The organism is Virgibacillus kekensis (assembly GCF_042654125.1).
GTDB classification, from domain to species: Bacteria; Bacillota; Bacilli; order Bacillales; family Amphibacillaceae; genus Lentibacillus; species Lentibacillus kekensis.
Map to the genome: position 1 here is coordinate 1137972 of NZ_JBHSFU010000004.1, position 14514 is coordinate 1152485.

The 14514-nt window shown below is 40.0% G+C and carries 14 protein-coding genes; 1 reads left to right on the forward strand and 13 read right to left on the reverse strand.

Features of this window, described 5'->3' with window-relative positions:
• The first annotated feature begins 57 nt into the window (after nucleotides 1–57).
• Entirely contained in the window at nucleotides 58–681 is a 624-nt protein-coding gene (gene yyaC, locus ACFO3D_RS09640; RefSeq protein WP_390295231.1) for a spore protease YyaC, read from the forward strand.
• Between the two features lie 199 nt (nucleotides 682–880).
• Here yyaC and ACFO3D_RS09645 read toward each other — a convergent pair whose 3' ends face one another.
• The 13 genes from ACFO3D_RS09645 to rpmH all read right to left on the reverse strand — a co-directional run bounded on the left by ACFO3D_RS09645 (nucleotide 881) and on the right by rpmH (nucleotide 13775).
• Nucleotides 881–1585: a DUF554 domain-containing protein gene (locus ACFO3D_RS09645; RefSeq protein ID WP_390295233.1), complete on the reverse strand. Its 705-nt coding sequence runs from the start codon at nucleotides 1583–1585 to the stop codon at nucleotides 881–883.
• A 23-nt stretch (nucleotides 1586–1608) separates the two neighbouring features.
• Complete coding sequence (locus ACFO3D_RS09650) at nucleotides 1609–2760, reverse strand: aminotransferase class V-fold PLP-dependent enzyme (RefSeq protein WP_390295236.1); 1152 nt, start codon at nucleotides 2758–2760, stop codon at nucleotides 1609–1611.
• Between the two features lie 450 nt (nucleotides 2761–3210).
• Nucleotides 3211–4047 (reverse strand): ParB/RepB/Spo0J family partition protein, encoded by an 837-nt coding sequence (locus ACFO3D_RS09655; protein ID WP_390295238.1) that lies wholly within the window; start codon nucleotides 4045–4047, stop codon nucleotides 3211–3213.
• Entirely contained in the window at nucleotides 4028–4801 is a 774-nt protein-coding gene (locus ACFO3D_RS09660; protein WP_390295240.1) for a ParA family protein, read from the reverse strand. The genes ACFO3D_RS09655 and ACFO3D_RS09660 overlap by 20 nt, the downstream gene beginning before the upstream one ends.
• Nucleotides 4802–5084: 283 nt before the next feature.
• Complete coding sequence (noc, locus tag ACFO3D_RS09665; RefSeq protein ID WP_390295242.1) at nucleotides 5085–5942, reverse strand: nucleoid occlusion protein; 858 nt, start codon at nucleotides 5940–5942, stop codon at nucleotides 5085–5087.
• A gap of 262 nt (nucleotides 5943–6204) precedes the next feature.
• Complete coding sequence (rsmG, locus tag ACFO3D_RS09670; RefSeq protein WP_390295244.1) at nucleotides 6205–6921, reverse strand: 16S rRNA (guanine(527)-N(7))-methyltransferase RsmG; 717 nt, start codon at nucleotides 6919–6921, stop codon at nucleotides 6205–6207.
• A gap of 21 nt (nucleotides 6922–6942) precedes the next feature.
• Entirely contained in the window at nucleotides 6943–8829 is a 1887-nt protein-coding gene (gene mnmG / locus ACFO3D_RS09675; protein WP_390295247.1) for a tRNA uridine-5-carboxymethylaminomethyl(34) synthesis enzyme MnmG, read from the reverse strand.
• Between the two features lie 104 nt (nucleotides 8830–8933).
• Complete coding sequence (gene mnmE / locus ACFO3D_RS09680) at nucleotides 8934–10310, reverse strand: tRNA uridine-5-carboxymethylaminomethyl(34) synthesis GTPase MnmE (protein ID WP_390295250.1); 1377 nt, start codon at nucleotides 10308–10310, stop codon at nucleotides 8934–8936.
• Between the two features lie 190 nt (nucleotides 10311–10500).
• Nucleotides 10501–11487, reverse strand: coding sequence for a M20/M25/M40 family metallo-hydrolase (locus tag ACFO3D_RS09685; protein ID WP_390295253.1), 987 nt, complete (start codon nucleotides 11485–11487; stop codon nucleotides 10501–10503).
• 176 nt (nucleotides 11488–11663) lie between these two features.
• The gene (jag, locus tag ACFO3D_RS09690) at nucleotides 11664–12278 is read right to left on the reverse strand and encodes an RNA-binding cell elongation regulator Jag/EloR (protein WP_390295256.1); all 615 of its coding nucleotides are present in this window, start codon (nucleotides 12276–12278) and stop codon (nucleotides 11664–11666) included.
• Nucleotides 12275–13036, reverse strand: a complete 762-nt coding sequence (spoIIIJ, locus tag ACFO3D_RS09695; protein ID WP_390295258.1) for a YidC family membrane integrase SpoIIIJ — start codon at nucleotides 13034–13036, stop codon at nucleotides 12275–12277. The genes jag and spoIIIJ overlap by 4 nt, the downstream gene beginning before the upstream one ends.
• Nucleotides 13037–13174: 138 nt before the next feature.
• Nucleotides 13175–13516 carry a ribonuclease P protein component gene (rnpA, locus tag ACFO3D_RS09700; protein ID WP_390295260.1) on the reverse strand — a complete coding sequence of 114 codons (342 nt, stop codon included), beginning with the start codon at nucleotides 13514–13516 and terminating at the stop codon, nucleotides 13175–13177.
• Between the two features lie 124 nt (nucleotides 13517–13640).
• A complete protein-coding gene (gene rpmH, locus ACFO3D_RS09705) occupies nucleotides 13641–13775 on the reverse strand; it encodes a 50S ribosomal protein L34 (RefSeq protein ID WP_205091424.1) in 135 nt (44 codons plus the stop codon).
• Nucleotides 13776–14514: the final 739 nt, after the last annotated feature.

Sequence of the window (14514 nt, forward strand, 5' to 3'; positions counted from 1 at the left end):
TATAGATCGATAATTTTTTCCGTATACTTATAAAAATATGTTGGTGGAGGAAAAGCTATGAATCTAATGAACCGTTTTGTCCCAAAAAACGAGAAAGTTCAGTTATTACATACCGATCCTGACTTAAATAAAAAAATGAGCAACCGTATTATCTCATGGATTTCCGGAAACCACCGGGAATTGGTAGTCGTATGTATTGGGACTGATCGTTCAACAGGTGATGCACTTGGCCCCTTTACTGGATCCTTTCTGGAAGAAAAGCAGCCTCGTAACTTTCATACATATGGAACGTTGCAGGACCCTGTTCATGCTACAAACCTAAAAAACTATATTAAACTTATAAATTTGCAACACAACAATCCATTTATCATTGCGGTGGATGCATCTTTGGGGAAAACTGAATCTGTTGGAAACATAATTGGTGATACTGGTTCCTTACGTCCTGGGGCAGCCCTTAACAAAGACCTTCCAGAGATCGGTGACATACATATTACCGGCGTTGTTAATATAAGCGGTTTTATGGAATATGCTGTCCTGCAGAGTACCCGTCTTTCCTTAGTCGTAGAAATGGCAAAGAGCATTGCCGGACTATTATGTGAAGTGGATAAGCAATTAACTTCCAAAAGAATGTTTACTGCCCCTATTAAGGAAGAAAACTACAGATTAAAGTTAAATAAATAGTAAGCAATTCTGATATCGTCATAAAAGTGTAAACATCATGCGATTTTAACTAATTGTTTTCTTACGCCTGATTAAACTAGCGAATAAAAATAGATAATCACTCTCCATTTAGAAAAAAAGACCAAATCACTATTTGATTTGATCTGAGGGCTATTTTATTTTATACGTATCCCTATCGAAATAGAACGAACAGAATTCTTTAAAACAATAAGTAAACATAATAAACAAGGCCAACTGTCAGCAGTGAGGGCAGCAAATTTCCCACACGGATTTGCATTATTTTCAGCATATTTAGACCGATTGCAACAATCAGCAGTCCACCAACGGCAGTAAGTTCTACAATCAAGCCATTCAAAAAGCTTTCTGGCAACCAATTTTCAATTTGCGTAGCCAATAAAGCTATCGAGCCCTGATAAAGTACTACCGGAATCACTGAAAAAATAACACCAAATCCCAATGTAGTGGTTAAGACTAGCGCAACAAAGCCATCAATAACCCCTTTCGTTATAAGAACTTCATGGTCTCCACGCAACCCACTATCAAGAGCACCAATCACCGACATTGCTCCAATGACAAAAATCAGAGATGCGGTGATGAACCCCTGTGCCACACTAAAGTTTTCATTTGGAGTCGTGAAACGCCTTCCAATCCATTCACCAAGCCGATTCAAACCTTCTTCTAAATGCAGAAACTCCCCGACAATTGCGCCTGTCAGCAAGCTAAGTAAAACTACAATTATAATTTCAGTTGAAAAAGCCATCTGCATACCAATTAACATAACCGCAAGCCCAATCCCGTGCATAACGGTTTCTTTATATCGTTCTGGTATCTTTGTGAAAAACAGTCCAATCAGACTGCCTGCAATAATACATGCTCCATTAACTAACGTTCCAAATAAAACCATTCTACTCCATCTCCATTTGTAGTTTATACAAGTCTGTATGATTCTGTTATTTCTTCGATTGCCTGGAGGAATTCATCAACCTCTTTTTCTGTATTGTATATCCCAAGACTCGCTCTGACCATTCCCTGTCTGGTTGTATCCATTGCCTTATGTGTTAATGGACTGCAGTGAAGACCTGCCCGCACTGCAATTTTATAATGGGAGTCAAGGATCATGGCTACCTCTTGCGACGCGATGTCCAGTATATTAAAAGCGGCAATCGGTAGATTAATATGTTCGGGGTCTCCATAATAAACAACTCCATCTATTTGTTTCAGTCCATTAACAAGCTTCCTTATCAGAATTGTTTCACGTGGAACATTTTGTCGTTTACTTGATTCGTAAGCCTTTAACGCTGCATTAAGACCTGCGATACCTGGAGTATTTAATGTTCCACTCTCAAGTCTTTCAGGAAGTTGTGAAGGCTGATTAGGGATTTCGGAAAAGTTGCCGGTTCCACCTTGTAATATTGGCTGAAGTTCGATATCACCATTTAACAATAACATCCCAGTTCCCTGTGGGCCCATTATACCCTTATGTCCAGGAAAGACGAGCATATCATAACCTGATTCCTTCATATTTATGTATATATGGCCTGCAGTTTGTGATGCATCGACTAGAGTCAAAATGTTATGGTCAATTGCAATTTTCGCTACCTCATCAGTAGGGATTAGCGTTCCAGTTACATTTGAAGCATGCGTCATAGCTATCAGTTTGGTAGTGGGTGTAATCGATTTACGTACTTCCTTTAAGAAAAGATCTGTACTATTGTTCCAGCCTATATAGGTTACCTTCACCCCGAAGACTTCTTTCAAGTGTTCCAGTGGTCGTCTAATTGAATTATGCTCAAACGTGGTAGCTATTATATGATCTCCTTCTGACCAGCTTAACCCTTTTATCGCCTGATTAAGTGCAGCGGTTGCATTAGGAAAAAATATAGCATGTTTGGGATTATCACATCCAAAGATATTAGCAGCTCTTTCCCTGGTTTCCTGAATCAGTTCAGCCGCTTTCCTTGCCAATGAATGACCACCTCTACCTGGGTTAGCGCCAATTTCATTTACCGCATAAGCCATAGCTTCCCCTACCGCAGGAGGTTTCGGAAATGAAGAGGCAGCCTGATCAAAATAAATCATCTCATACACCTCGCCATTTTAAAATTGACTATTAGAAAACTTGGCTCTCATTGAACCTAATGACGAAAGCCAAGTTACACTTATGTAAAGAAAAGCGCCCGTTTAGCAACGTACAAACTGGAGCACTCTGCAATGAGATAAAGGAAAAACGGCGAGGTACGAGCCGATGTTAACTTTCACCACAAGGGTATAAGTGCGACTAAACCTCTGGTTACACCAATCGGCAAGTCTTCTTTTCACCCAGGGGTATAAGTGCGACTAAGCCTCTGGTTACACCAATCGGCAAGTCTTCTTTATCGTAGTGAAGGAGTGTGAAGTTTGCTAGTTGCTGGGCGCTGGAGCTGGACATGGGTTGCCCTGTCAAAAGCTGAACCACGCCTCAAATTTTATACTTTCCTGCAAAAAAAGACTGACATCACTATACAAATTGATTAGTCAGTCTCTGTATACCTATTGTTCCAGCGTTTCCAAAATCCTTTCGAGATCGTCGTTTGAATAGAACTCAATCTCGATTTTGCCTTTTCGCTTACCGCGGTTTATACTGACAGCAGTCCCCAATCTATCCCGCAAAAGTGACTCTCTTTCCTGTAGAAAAATGTCCTTTTTAGGTTTATCTTTCTTTTTATTACTCTTGTCATTCATTTGAAGGATAAGTTGTTCCACCTGACGGACATTCAGTTTTTCTTTACGGATTTTATCCACGAATAATAACAGTTTTTCTTTATCTTTAATTCCCAGCAGTGCCCTGCCGTGCCCCATAGATAGTTCCCCATTATTAATATAGGCGACTACTTGATCTGGGAGTGATAAAAGGCGGACTATATTAGCAATATGCGATCTGCTTTTCCCAAGACGTCTTGACAATTCATCTTGGGTTATATTTAACTCATTCATTAGATTCTGGTATGCATGCGCCTCTTCTATCGGAGTGAGGTCTTCACGCTGCAAATTCTCCAGAAGTGCTACTTCCATCATCTTGTCATCGGTTAGTTCCTTAACAACAGCTGGTACCTTGTCTAATCCAGCTTCTTTTGCCGCGCGGAATCGACGTTCGCCGACAACTATTTCATATCCCTTAATGCTTTTACGTACAATTAAAGGCTGAATAATACCATATTCAAGTATGGAGTCCTTCAGTTCCTCAATAGCATCAGCATGAAAAGTCTTTCTTGGTTGATAAGGATTCGGTCTGCATTCATTAACAGGGATCTCATGTACGGTGTCGTCCTCTTTTTCCTCTATTTCAGGGAAAAAAGCATTAATTCCTTTACCTAACCCTTTCGCCATTACTCATCACTTCCTTCGCTAATTCAAGATAGACCTCAGAACCCCTTGACTTAGGGTCATAAGTTATAATTGGCTGTCCATGACTTGGAGCCTCACCTAATCGTACGTTTCTAGGAATAATAGTCTGATATACTTTATCCTGGAAATACTTCTTAACCTCTTCTATTACCTGAATTCCAAGATTGGTCCTGGCGTCAAGCATCGTTAGCAATACACCTTCGATCATCAGTGTTTTGTTAAGATGTTTCTGAACAAGGCGAATAGTATTAAGTAACTGGCTTAGCCCTTCAAGCGCATAATATTCACATTGAACAGGAATGAGAACGGTATCGGACGAAGTAAGTGCATTAATGGTAAGCAACCCTAATGAAGGCGGACAATCTATTATAATATAGTCATAGCTTTCCTTAAGTTCTTCTAAGGACTTTTTCAGCCGTATTTCACGGGATATAGTAGGTACTAATTCTATTTCAGCTCCCGCCAGTTGGATTGTTGCCGGGATAATGTCCAAGTTAGGGACATTTGTAGGAACACACACTTCTTCTGCCGGTAAATCCTCCACCAGAACATTGTATATGCATTTATTCATGTCAGCTTTATTAATGCCGACACCACTGGTGGCATTACCTTGCGGATCGATGTCGACCAGTAACACTCTGTTATTTAAGTGGGCAAGGCCAGCACTTAAGTTTACCGATGATGTCGTCTTACCTACGCCGCCTTTTTGATTTGCAATGGCCATAATTTTACCCATGCTGTCACCTTCCTAATTATATACTAATTATTTTACCACTTTTTCTATTAAATGGACTATTAAATTGGAATTAAGTTGATAGATTATTTTTAGCAAATCTTGCATTCAGCAAACTTTAGCTGCACTTTTGCGGAAAAGTATTCGCTAGTTTCGCTACTGTTAAAAGTCATCCTGAACTAACACACCAAGAATTAAAGCCATCCATCTTACTTACTCAAGATGAATGGCCTCTGAAATTTTAAAAGATGAAAGTTATGCAGTATGGCTGAATATAATTAATGTATTATTTCTTTTTCGGGATCTTTATGGTTATCTGATAGTAGTCATCCTTATCCTCTTCATCAGTTTCCAGATTTATACCGGTGTCAGAAACCATGCTTAGAGATTGTCTAATCGTGTTCATTGCAATTCTGATGTCCTTGTTGACACCCTTCAGTTTTGGCCGCTTTTTTTCTTGCTTTTTCTTAGGCTTTTCCATTTGCGCTATATACTCTTCGGTTTGTTTTACATTCAGGTCCTTTTCTAGAATTGCCTGAAGTAGTGCAATCTGCTTTTCCGCATCACTTAATTTAATCAAAGCACGGGCATGCCGTTCTGTGATTTTTTTATCCATAAGTGCTTGCCTTACTTCTTCCGGAAGTTTAAGTAATCGGAGTTTATTGGCAATAGTCGACTGGTTTCTTCCCAGTCTTTGTGCAAGTGCCTCTTGTGTCAGTGAGTGTAATTCTATTAATCTGGCATATGCATTTGCTTCTTCAATGACACTTAATTCTTCCCGTTGCAGATTCTCAATTAACGCAACAGATGCTGTTTCCGTATCAGACATACTACGAATGATTGCAGGGATTTTCTCCCATTCAAGTGATTGAACCGCCCGCCACCTGCGTTCGCCTGCAATCAATTCATATTTGTCATCCTCCAGCTTACGGACGACAATTGGCTGGATCATTCCATGTGTATGTATAGTTTGAGCTAATTCTTTTATTTTTCCTTCATTAAATACAGACCTTGGCTGAAATCTATTAGGTTCTATTTGATCAATTGACAGTTGGATAACCTCATCCTTATCATAGGTTTCCATATCTGGTTCAGTAGAAGATTTTTCGCTGGAACCAAATATCCGATTAAAAGGACTCACCACTCCCAAACACCACCTTTACAACAAAACTGTTTAGAAAAAAATCTGCTTATCGCTAAAATTTTTATGAAGCGCCTATGCTTAAGTACAAGATTCACCAGCGATCGCCTTAATTACATTTATTCTATAAAAACAAAATGTTTCACGTGGAACATTTTTAAAAATGATAACTGCCTATGAGAATCTATTTCTATTTTACCATATATGTAAACGGATAAGTAAGTTATAGAAAAAAATATATTACCTAAGCTCTTCAAACTATCAATTAATTTAGTGGATCTTTATTAGGTGTGCCAGGTTTTCTAGGATATTTTTTTGGAGTTTTTCTTTTCTTACTCACGACAACAATCGACCGTTCGCTATTTTCTCCTGGTAAAGAAAAAGTATTTACGTTTTGTACTTCCCCACCCAACAGTTCAATCGCATTTGCGGCTTCTTTCAATTCTTCATGGGTTTGGGAGCCTTTCATAGCCATAAATAATCCATTTTTCTTCACTAATGGAAGACATAATTCGCTTAATACTGACATGCGGGCAACGGCACGGGCCGTCACAATATCATACAATTCTCTATGTTTAGCGTTTTTTCCGAACGTTTCCGCACGGTCATGAATAAATGCTACATCTGACAGTCCAAGTTGTGCTGCCAACTGATTCAAAAAGTTTATACGTTTATTTAATGAATCTACAATCGTAACTTTTATATGTGGAAAGCATATTTTAAGTGGGATGCTGGGGAATCCAGCCCCAGCCCCCACATCACATATATGCAGTCCGTCTGTAAAATCATGATAGAATGCAGGAGTAATGGAATCGTAGAAGTGTTTCAAATAAACGTCTTCTTGTTCGGTCAATGCCGTCAAATTAATTTTTTCATTCCATTCCACAAGCATTCTATGATAATCAGCAAATTGATCTATTTGCTGTTCATTCAGTTCAATTCCTTGCTCGTTTAATATAGCTGCAAACTGTTCTGGATTCATACAAACAGGACTCCTTTAATACTAATTAGCCATTCGGGCAATATTACCTTGTTCAATATAAACAAGTAGAATAGATACATCAGCTGGATTCACACCGGAAATACGTGAAGCTTGACCCACTGATAGTGGACGAACTTTTTTCAGTTTTTCACGTGCTTCTGTTGCAATACCGCTTATATCGTCATAATCGATATCCGCTGGTATTTTCTTATCTTCCATTTTAAGCATTCGTTCTACCTGTTCATTGGCCTTTTTAATATACCCTTCGTATTTGATTTGTATTTCCACCTGTTCACAGACCTCATTAGATAGTGAATCATCAGCTTCAATTACTTGTAGAAGGTTATCATAAGAAATTTCGGGCCGCTTCAGAAGGTCATACGCTCTTACTGCTTCTTTAAGCGGAGATGCATTTGCCTCTTCCATCATTTTCTGCACGTCATCGGTTGGTTTAATGATAATTTTAAACAACCGCTTCTTTTCCTGCTCCACTAGACGTTTCTTTTCGACAAATTTTTCATAACGTTCTTCCTTGATCAAGCCGAGTTCGTATCCTGTTTCCGTCAGACGCAGATCCGCGTTATCATGACGAAGCAACAGACGGTACTCGGCACGTGATGTCAATAAACGATATGGTTCATTTGTTCCTTTGGTAACAAGATCGTCAATCAGTACACCGATATAGGCTTGGGAGCGGTCCAGGATAACAGGGTCTTTGCCAAGTACTTTAGCTGCAGCATTAATCCCTGCCATAATACCCTGCGCTCCTGCTTCTTCATAACCTGAGGTTCCGTTGATTTGTCCTGCGGTAAACAACCCCGGAATCTGCTTCAATTCAAGTGTAGGCCACAATTGGGTTGGCACGACTGCATCATACTCAATCGCATAACCTGCACGCATTATTTCTGCATTTTCCAAGCCAGGAACTGTCTTCACCATCTCATGCTGGATGTCTTCAGGCAAGGACGTAGAAAGCCCCTGTACATACACTTCTTCTGTGTTGCGTCCTTCAGGTTCCAAGAAAACCTGGTGGCGCGGTTTATCATTAAACCGGACAATTTTATCCTCGATTGACGGACAATAACGTGGCCCTGTTCCTCGTTTCATACCAGAGTACATTGCAGACAATGTCAGGTTATCGTCGATAATTTTGTGTGTGAATTCATTTGTATACGTCAGCCAGCATGGAATCTGATCCGTAATATACTCGGTTGTTTCGTATGAAAATGCTTGCGGTTTATCGTCTCCAGGCTGAATTTCTGTCTTTGAATAGTCAATTGTATGGCTATTCACACGTGGTGGTGTACCTGTTTTAAAGCGTGTAAGCTCAATACCCAAGTCTTCCAGATGCTCAGAAAGTTTTACCGATACACGCTGATTATTGGGGCCACTTTCGTATTCCAAATCACCCATCAGCACTTTACCGCGCATAAACGTCCCAGTGGTTACAATTACTGTTTCCGCATGATACGCAGCCTTTGTTTCGGTGATAACACCTTTACATACTCCATCCTCGACGATTAACTCATTCACCATACCTTGTCTAAGTGTAAGGTTTTCTTCATTTTCAAGGAGGTTTTTCATTTCTTTAATATACATTGGTTTATCTGCCTGCGCTCGCAATGCTTGAACAGCAGGCCCTTTACCTGTATTAAGCATACGCATCTGGATATGCGTCTTGTCGATTACCTTAGCCATCGCACCGCCGAGTGCATCAATTTCGCGCACAACGATTCCTTTTGCAGGACCACCAAGTGATGGGTTACATGGCATAAAGGCAATCATATCCAAGTTGAGCGTCAACATGAGGGTTTTAGCACCCATACGGGAAGCGGCAAGGCCAGCCTCCACTCCAGCATGCCCGGCACCAACAACAATTACATCATAATGCCCTGCATTATATACCATATCATTACATCCTTTCTAGAATACTTGCCATTTGCGGATGGCTTCGTTTCTCTTTTACAGAAAAGAAATAATTCCTTTTCTGCTTTAAATATATACTTCGCGTTCTATTTTCCTAAACAAAACTGTGAGAACAACTGGTCGATCAGACTGTCACTTGCAGTATCCCCGATTATTTCACCAAGGAATTCCCACGTCCGTGTTACATCGATTTGCACAATATCTAGTGGCATGTTCATGTCCAGACTGCCCATTGCATCTTCAAGCGCTTGTTTTGCCTGTTTCAGTAACTGAATGTGCCTAATATTTGAGACATACGTCAGGTCACCTGTATCTATTTCACCGGCGAAAAAAGTTTTGGCAATAGCAGCTTCCAGCGCATCGACACCTTCCTCTTTTATTAAGGAAGTTGTGATAACAGGTTTACCTTCAGCCAATTCCTCTACCTTATCTAGGTCCAGTCTTGGTTCAAGGTCAGACTTGTTGACAATTACAATATAATCAAGTCCCTGAACCGCCTCAAACAATTTTTCATCTTCAACAGTCAGTTCCTCATTATTGTTTAACACAAATAAGATGAGGTCTGACTCCTTGAGTACTTTCCTGGAACGTTCAACGCCGATTTTTTCGACGATATCCTCAGTCTCACGGATTCCCGCAGTATCTACCAGTCGAAGTGGTACTCCACGAACGTTTACATATTCTTCAATAACGTCGCGAGTAGTTCCCGGAATCTCGGTGACGATTGCTTTATTTTCCTGTACAAGTGCATTCATCAACGAAGACTTCCCTACATTCGGTCGCCCGATAATCGCGGTCGCCAATCCTTCACGAAGAATTTTTCCTTGTTTTGCAACCTGCAACAGTGATTCGATTTCCTGATGCACTTCTTTCGTCTTGGTTCGCATCATTTCATTCGACATTTCTTCTACATCGTCATATTCTGGATAATCAATATTCACCTCGACGTGTGCCACCGTTTCAAGCAATTCCTGACGAAGCCGCTGAATCAGCCCGGATAACCGTCCATCCATCTGTTTTAAAGCAACATTCATCGCCTTATCCGTTTTAGCACGAATCAAATCCATTACGGCCTCAGCCTGCGACAAATCAATCCGTCCATGCAAAAAGGCACGTTTGGTGAATTCCCCTGGCTCTGCGATTCTAACACCATTACTTAAAATGATTTCCAGCACACGATTTACGGCTACCATACCACCATGACAATTTATCTCCACTACATCTTCACGTGTAAAAGTCTTTGGGGCTCTCAGTACGGAAACCATTACTTCTTCGGCTACATCACCTGTTTCCGGATCGACAATTTTCCCATAGTGAATCGTATGGGATTCTACATCAATTAAATCTTTCCCTTTAAACAAGGATGCTGTTACTGGGATTGCTTCTGGACCACTCAGTCGTACAATTGAAATGGCGCCTTCACCTATCGGAGTCGATATCGCTGTTATTGTATCTGTCTCCACTTTTTCCACCTCCATTATCCACAAAATTTTATATATATATTCAAGCATTAGTTTTAATGTCACTAACTTAATAGACTATCACATTCTGACATAAAAAGAAAGTTATCCACAGAAGAAATTATCGAGGACAAAAAAATCCCGCTTATCAACATGTGGATAAGCGGGTAAACAAAATATTTTTTTAAAAAAATTAAAGGTTTGGCTCTTCGTAATAATAATCCACAGGTACGGGTGCCACTTCTGATTTGATCAAAGCTGGTGTATCTTTTCTTGCAATCTCAAACACGGCAGCGCCGACTATATCACCAACATCCTTCAGCTTCTCTTTGCTGATGTATTTCAGTACGTCATCTTCTGTATGATACCAAGGTTCAAGCGGAGTATGAATGAACAGTGCTGCTGGTATGCCAAGATTATGGAATGGTACATGGTCACTGCGCCCAAGCTCACTGTATGGAACCAGTTCACTAACACGGGAACCCGCTGCGGCCCCAAGATCAGTTACCGTATTCTTTTTCCCATCAGCAGTAAACATAACAAGGTCTCCAGCATCCTTACTTCCTACCATATCAAGTTGGAACATTGCCACTGTTTTCTCAGCCTCTTCAGCAGCCATTGCCTCAGCATATCGACGAGATCCCCAAAGCCCATATTCTTCAGCACCAAACGCTACAAATTTTACAGTGGTGTCTGTTGGTGTGTTTGCAAATACTCTTGCAAGTTCCAGAAGTGCCGCTGTCCCAGAAGCATCATCATTTGCTCCTGCTCCCCATGGAACAGAGTCATGATGTGAGCCAATAATTATCTGCTGACCTGTATCATGATTTTTCATTGGTTCCTTTGTTGCTTCCACGTTATAGGAAGTGACTTGTCCGTCACCAAAAGGAAACGTAAATGGGTGCACCTCTACATTTTCGTATCCGTAGTTGCGAAGTTGTTCCACCAGATAATCCACGGTCGCTAATTCATTTTCCGTCCCTGCGCCACGCGGACCAATCTCTTGAGATAGATAAGCAACATGATTATAAATATTATCTACATTTACCTGTTTAACGATTTTATTATCAAAAGCCTGTTCTGACTGACCCTTAGCTGGTACTTCAGTTGCCGCATATGCAGGGGATCCAACCAATAAAGCTGCCAACATTACCATCAGGATTTTTCCATACTTTTTCATCCACTACACTCCCTTTATGGTTTAGTAAAACATTCTCCGGTTGTGCCTTGGAATCCTCCCTTATTCTGAAAAATGGGATAATAGTATGTATTTTTATAAGTAATTTCCTTATTAATAATTCTTTTGCACCAACAAAAAAGCATTAAAAAAACCCCGGTAGTCCGGAGTTTTTGTTATTAAGGATTTATGACAATGTGGCGATGTGGCTCCACGCCGTCTGAATATGTGGTTACATTTTTGTTTCCCTGTAGGGCATTATGGATAATTTTTCGTTCAAATGCCGGCATGGGATCAAGCGCTACCTTCTTGTTCAGGCGAACTGCTTTATCAGCCATTTTCATTGCCAGCGATTCCAACGTTTCTTTTCTGCGTCCACGGTAACCCTCTGCATCTACGGTAACAGAATAAAACTTTTCGCTGTCTTTATTCAGCACAAGATGAACAAGGTACTGGATTGCATTCAAAGTCTGTCCGCGCTTACCGATCAGCAAAGCTATTTTTTCCCCTGAGAGCTCAAATGTTACATGGTTTCCTTCCCAATTGGATGAAACCTTCGCTGGTACATTCATTTTTTCCGTAATATCTTTCAGAAATTTTTCTGCATCCTCAACCGGGTTTTTAGCAATGGATACTTTTACAATTGCCGGTTTGGATCCAAAAACACCAAGTATTCCTTTTTTTCCTTCATCGATAACATCAACTTCAACTTGGTCCCGAGTGGTGTTTAACTGCTCTAACGCTGATTGGACCGCTATTTCAACAGTTTGTCCGCTAGCAGTTATTTCTCTCACTTCTTGTCTCCTCCAGTATTATCTTTCATCATTGGTTTACGTATGAAAATTGTCTGTGCAACCATAAAGATATTCCCGATTACCCAGTAAAGTGCCAATGCTGCTGGGAAGAAGAATGCAAACACGGTAATCATGATTGGCATTACATAAAGCATAACCATCATTTGCGGATTCTGTGCTGCTGGACTTCCTGCCATCATCAGTTTCTGTTGCAGGAATGTTGCTGCGCCGGCGATTATTGGCAGAATATAGTCAGGTGAACTTAGATCAAACCACAGGAATGTATGCCCATCGATCTCTTCCATCCGCATAATTGCATGGTAAATCGCAATCAGGACTGGCATCTGGACAAAAATCGGCAGACAGCCCGCAAGCGGATTTACGCCGTGTTTCTGAAATAATGCCATTGTCTCCTGCTGTAACTTCTGCTGTGATTGTGCATCTTTAGACGCATACTTTTTCTGTATTTCTTTCAGTTCAGGCTGGATATCCTGCATTGCCTTCGAGCTTTTAAGCTGCTTCACGTTCAGTGGCAGTAATACCAGACGAACAATGATAGTCACGATTATAATAGATAAACCGTAGTTTCCATCAAACAATCCGGCGAAATAATTGATCAGCCATACCATCGGCCAAACAAAGTATTCATTCCAAAATCCTTCTGAACTTTCATTTATGGGTTCGTTTACATCCATACATCCGGATAAAACGGTCAATAACCCAATCAAGGTTATCAGTAGTAAAACCTTTTTACGCAATTTGTTTCCTCCTAACTACTCGACAAGCTGCAGCCACCTTGTCCAGGTGCTGAGCCAGACAGTAAACCCCTATGTAATCAATCTAATTGCTATTTTATCAAGAATGAATGGAAGATTCTATATAAATCAGTCCAATTACTATTTTTTTAATACACGTTCTTTCGAAAGCAAGTGAATGAGACTCTTTTTTACCTCGTGAAAGTTCATATTCTTGGTCGGCTGCCGAGCTATTACGACTATATCGTACATGGGCATAACTTTATCTTCCAGCTCAAGAAAAGCCTGTCTAAGATAACGCTTAATCTGATTCCGCATGACGGCATTACCGATCTTTTTCCCAACCGAAATGCCAATTCGAAAGTGAACCTGCTCCGGCTTCTTCACATAATATATTACCAGCTGGCGATTTGCAAAAGACTTTCCAAGTTTTAAAACATCCTGGAATTCCTCATTATCTTTAATTCGGTACTTCTTTTTCATTACGATCACCTTTATTCAAAACAACCAGCATTTTATTGTTTCTGTATGTAGTCTAATAAGGCAGTGGCTCTTTCAAAGAACCACTGCCTCATAATGGAAAAACCACTGAGTTGGATTCAGTGGCTTATGCTGACAATACTTTTCTGCCTTTACGACGACGACGAGCCAAGACTTTACGTCCGTTTTTAGAGCTCATACGTGTGCGAAAGCCGTGTACTTTTTTACGTTTACGGTTATTTGGTTGAAATGTTCTTTTCATTTTATCATGCACCTCCCTGAGGAATCAGAAATCTGGTTAATAAACATATCTAATAGACAGTCTAAGTTATTATACGGAAAAATCGTGGGTTCTGTCAACTTAATCCCGCACATTTGTTACCTATAGTGAAGTTTTATTTTTAATTCGACAATAAGATATTAACTGGCTATCAAACTTTTGATATTTAAACCTCGGTTGTAAGATCTCAATCAAGCTCTTTCAAATTCATTCATGTTTCACTTTTCCGTCCACTTTTTTCGTTATCCACATACCTCTGTTAAATACTTTTCTCCATATTTTTTCTATCCACAACAATTATCGACAAGAAAATCACAAAATATAGTGGTGTGGATAATTTTCATCTACAAGCGATGGACTTTGTGGATAAGTGGGGAAAAGCCATTGCGCCAACTGATTTTTTTTGGTATTATATTTGTGTTTTAGTATGTGTAAAACTTATCCTCAAAATATATTTATCCACAGAGTGTGGACAACCTGTGGATAGTTATAAACATCCATGTACTCAAACTTATCAACAGAATTGTGGATAGTGCTGACAACCCAATCAACTTTAGTCCATACAAGGCTTGAAAAGTTCACAGGGAATGTATGTAAATAATTTTATTTTAGGGATATCGGCGGGATATTAGTTTTTACTACATATTTATATTTCATTTATATATCTGATATGCTACCGGATTCGGCAAAGAATATCCGTAAGGTATAAATTAAAGTGCCT

Bases quoted from the DNA above. Each gene is read 5' to 3' on its own strand.
- rpmH (WP_205091424.1), bottom strand. From the start codon at position 13,775: ATGAAAAGAACATTTCAACCAAATAACCGTAAACGTAAAAAAGTACAC.
- mnmG (WP_390295247.1), bottom strand. From the start codon at position 8,829: ATGGTATATAATGCAGGGCATTATGATGTAATTGTTGTTGGTGCCGGG.
- ACFO3D_RS09645 (WP_390295233.1), bottom strand. From the start codon at position 1,585: ATGGTTTTATTTGGAACGTTAGTTAATGGAGCATGTATTATTGCAGGC.
- ACFO3D_RS09655 (WP_390295238.1), bottom strand. From the start codon at position 4,047: ATGGCGAAAGGGTTAGGTAAAGGAATTAATGCTTTTTTCCCTGAAATA.
- ACFO3D_RS09660 (WP_390295240.1), bottom strand. From the start codon at position 4,801: ATGGGTAAAATTATGGCCATTGCAAATCAAAAAGGCGGCGTAGGTAAG.
- rnpA (WP_390295260.1), bottom strand. From the start codon at position 13,516: ATGAAAAAGAAGTACCGAATTAAAGATAATGAGGAATTCCAGGATGTT.
- rsmG (WP_390295244.1), bottom strand. From the start codon at position 6,921: ATGAATCCAGAACAGTTTGCAGCTATATTAAACGAGCAAGGAATTGAA.
- ACFO3D_RS09650 (WP_390295236.1), bottom strand. From the start codon at position 2,760: ATGATTTATTTTGATCAGGCTGCCTCTTCATTTCCGAAACCTCCTGCG.
- yyaC (WP_390295231.1), top strand. From the start codon at position 58: ATGAATCTAATGAACCGTTTTGTCCCAAAAAACGAGAAAGTTCAGTTA.
- ACFO3D_RS09685 (WP_390295253.1), bottom strand. From the start codon at position 11,487: ATGAAAAAGTATGGAAAAATCCTGATGGTAATGTTGGCAGCTTTATTG.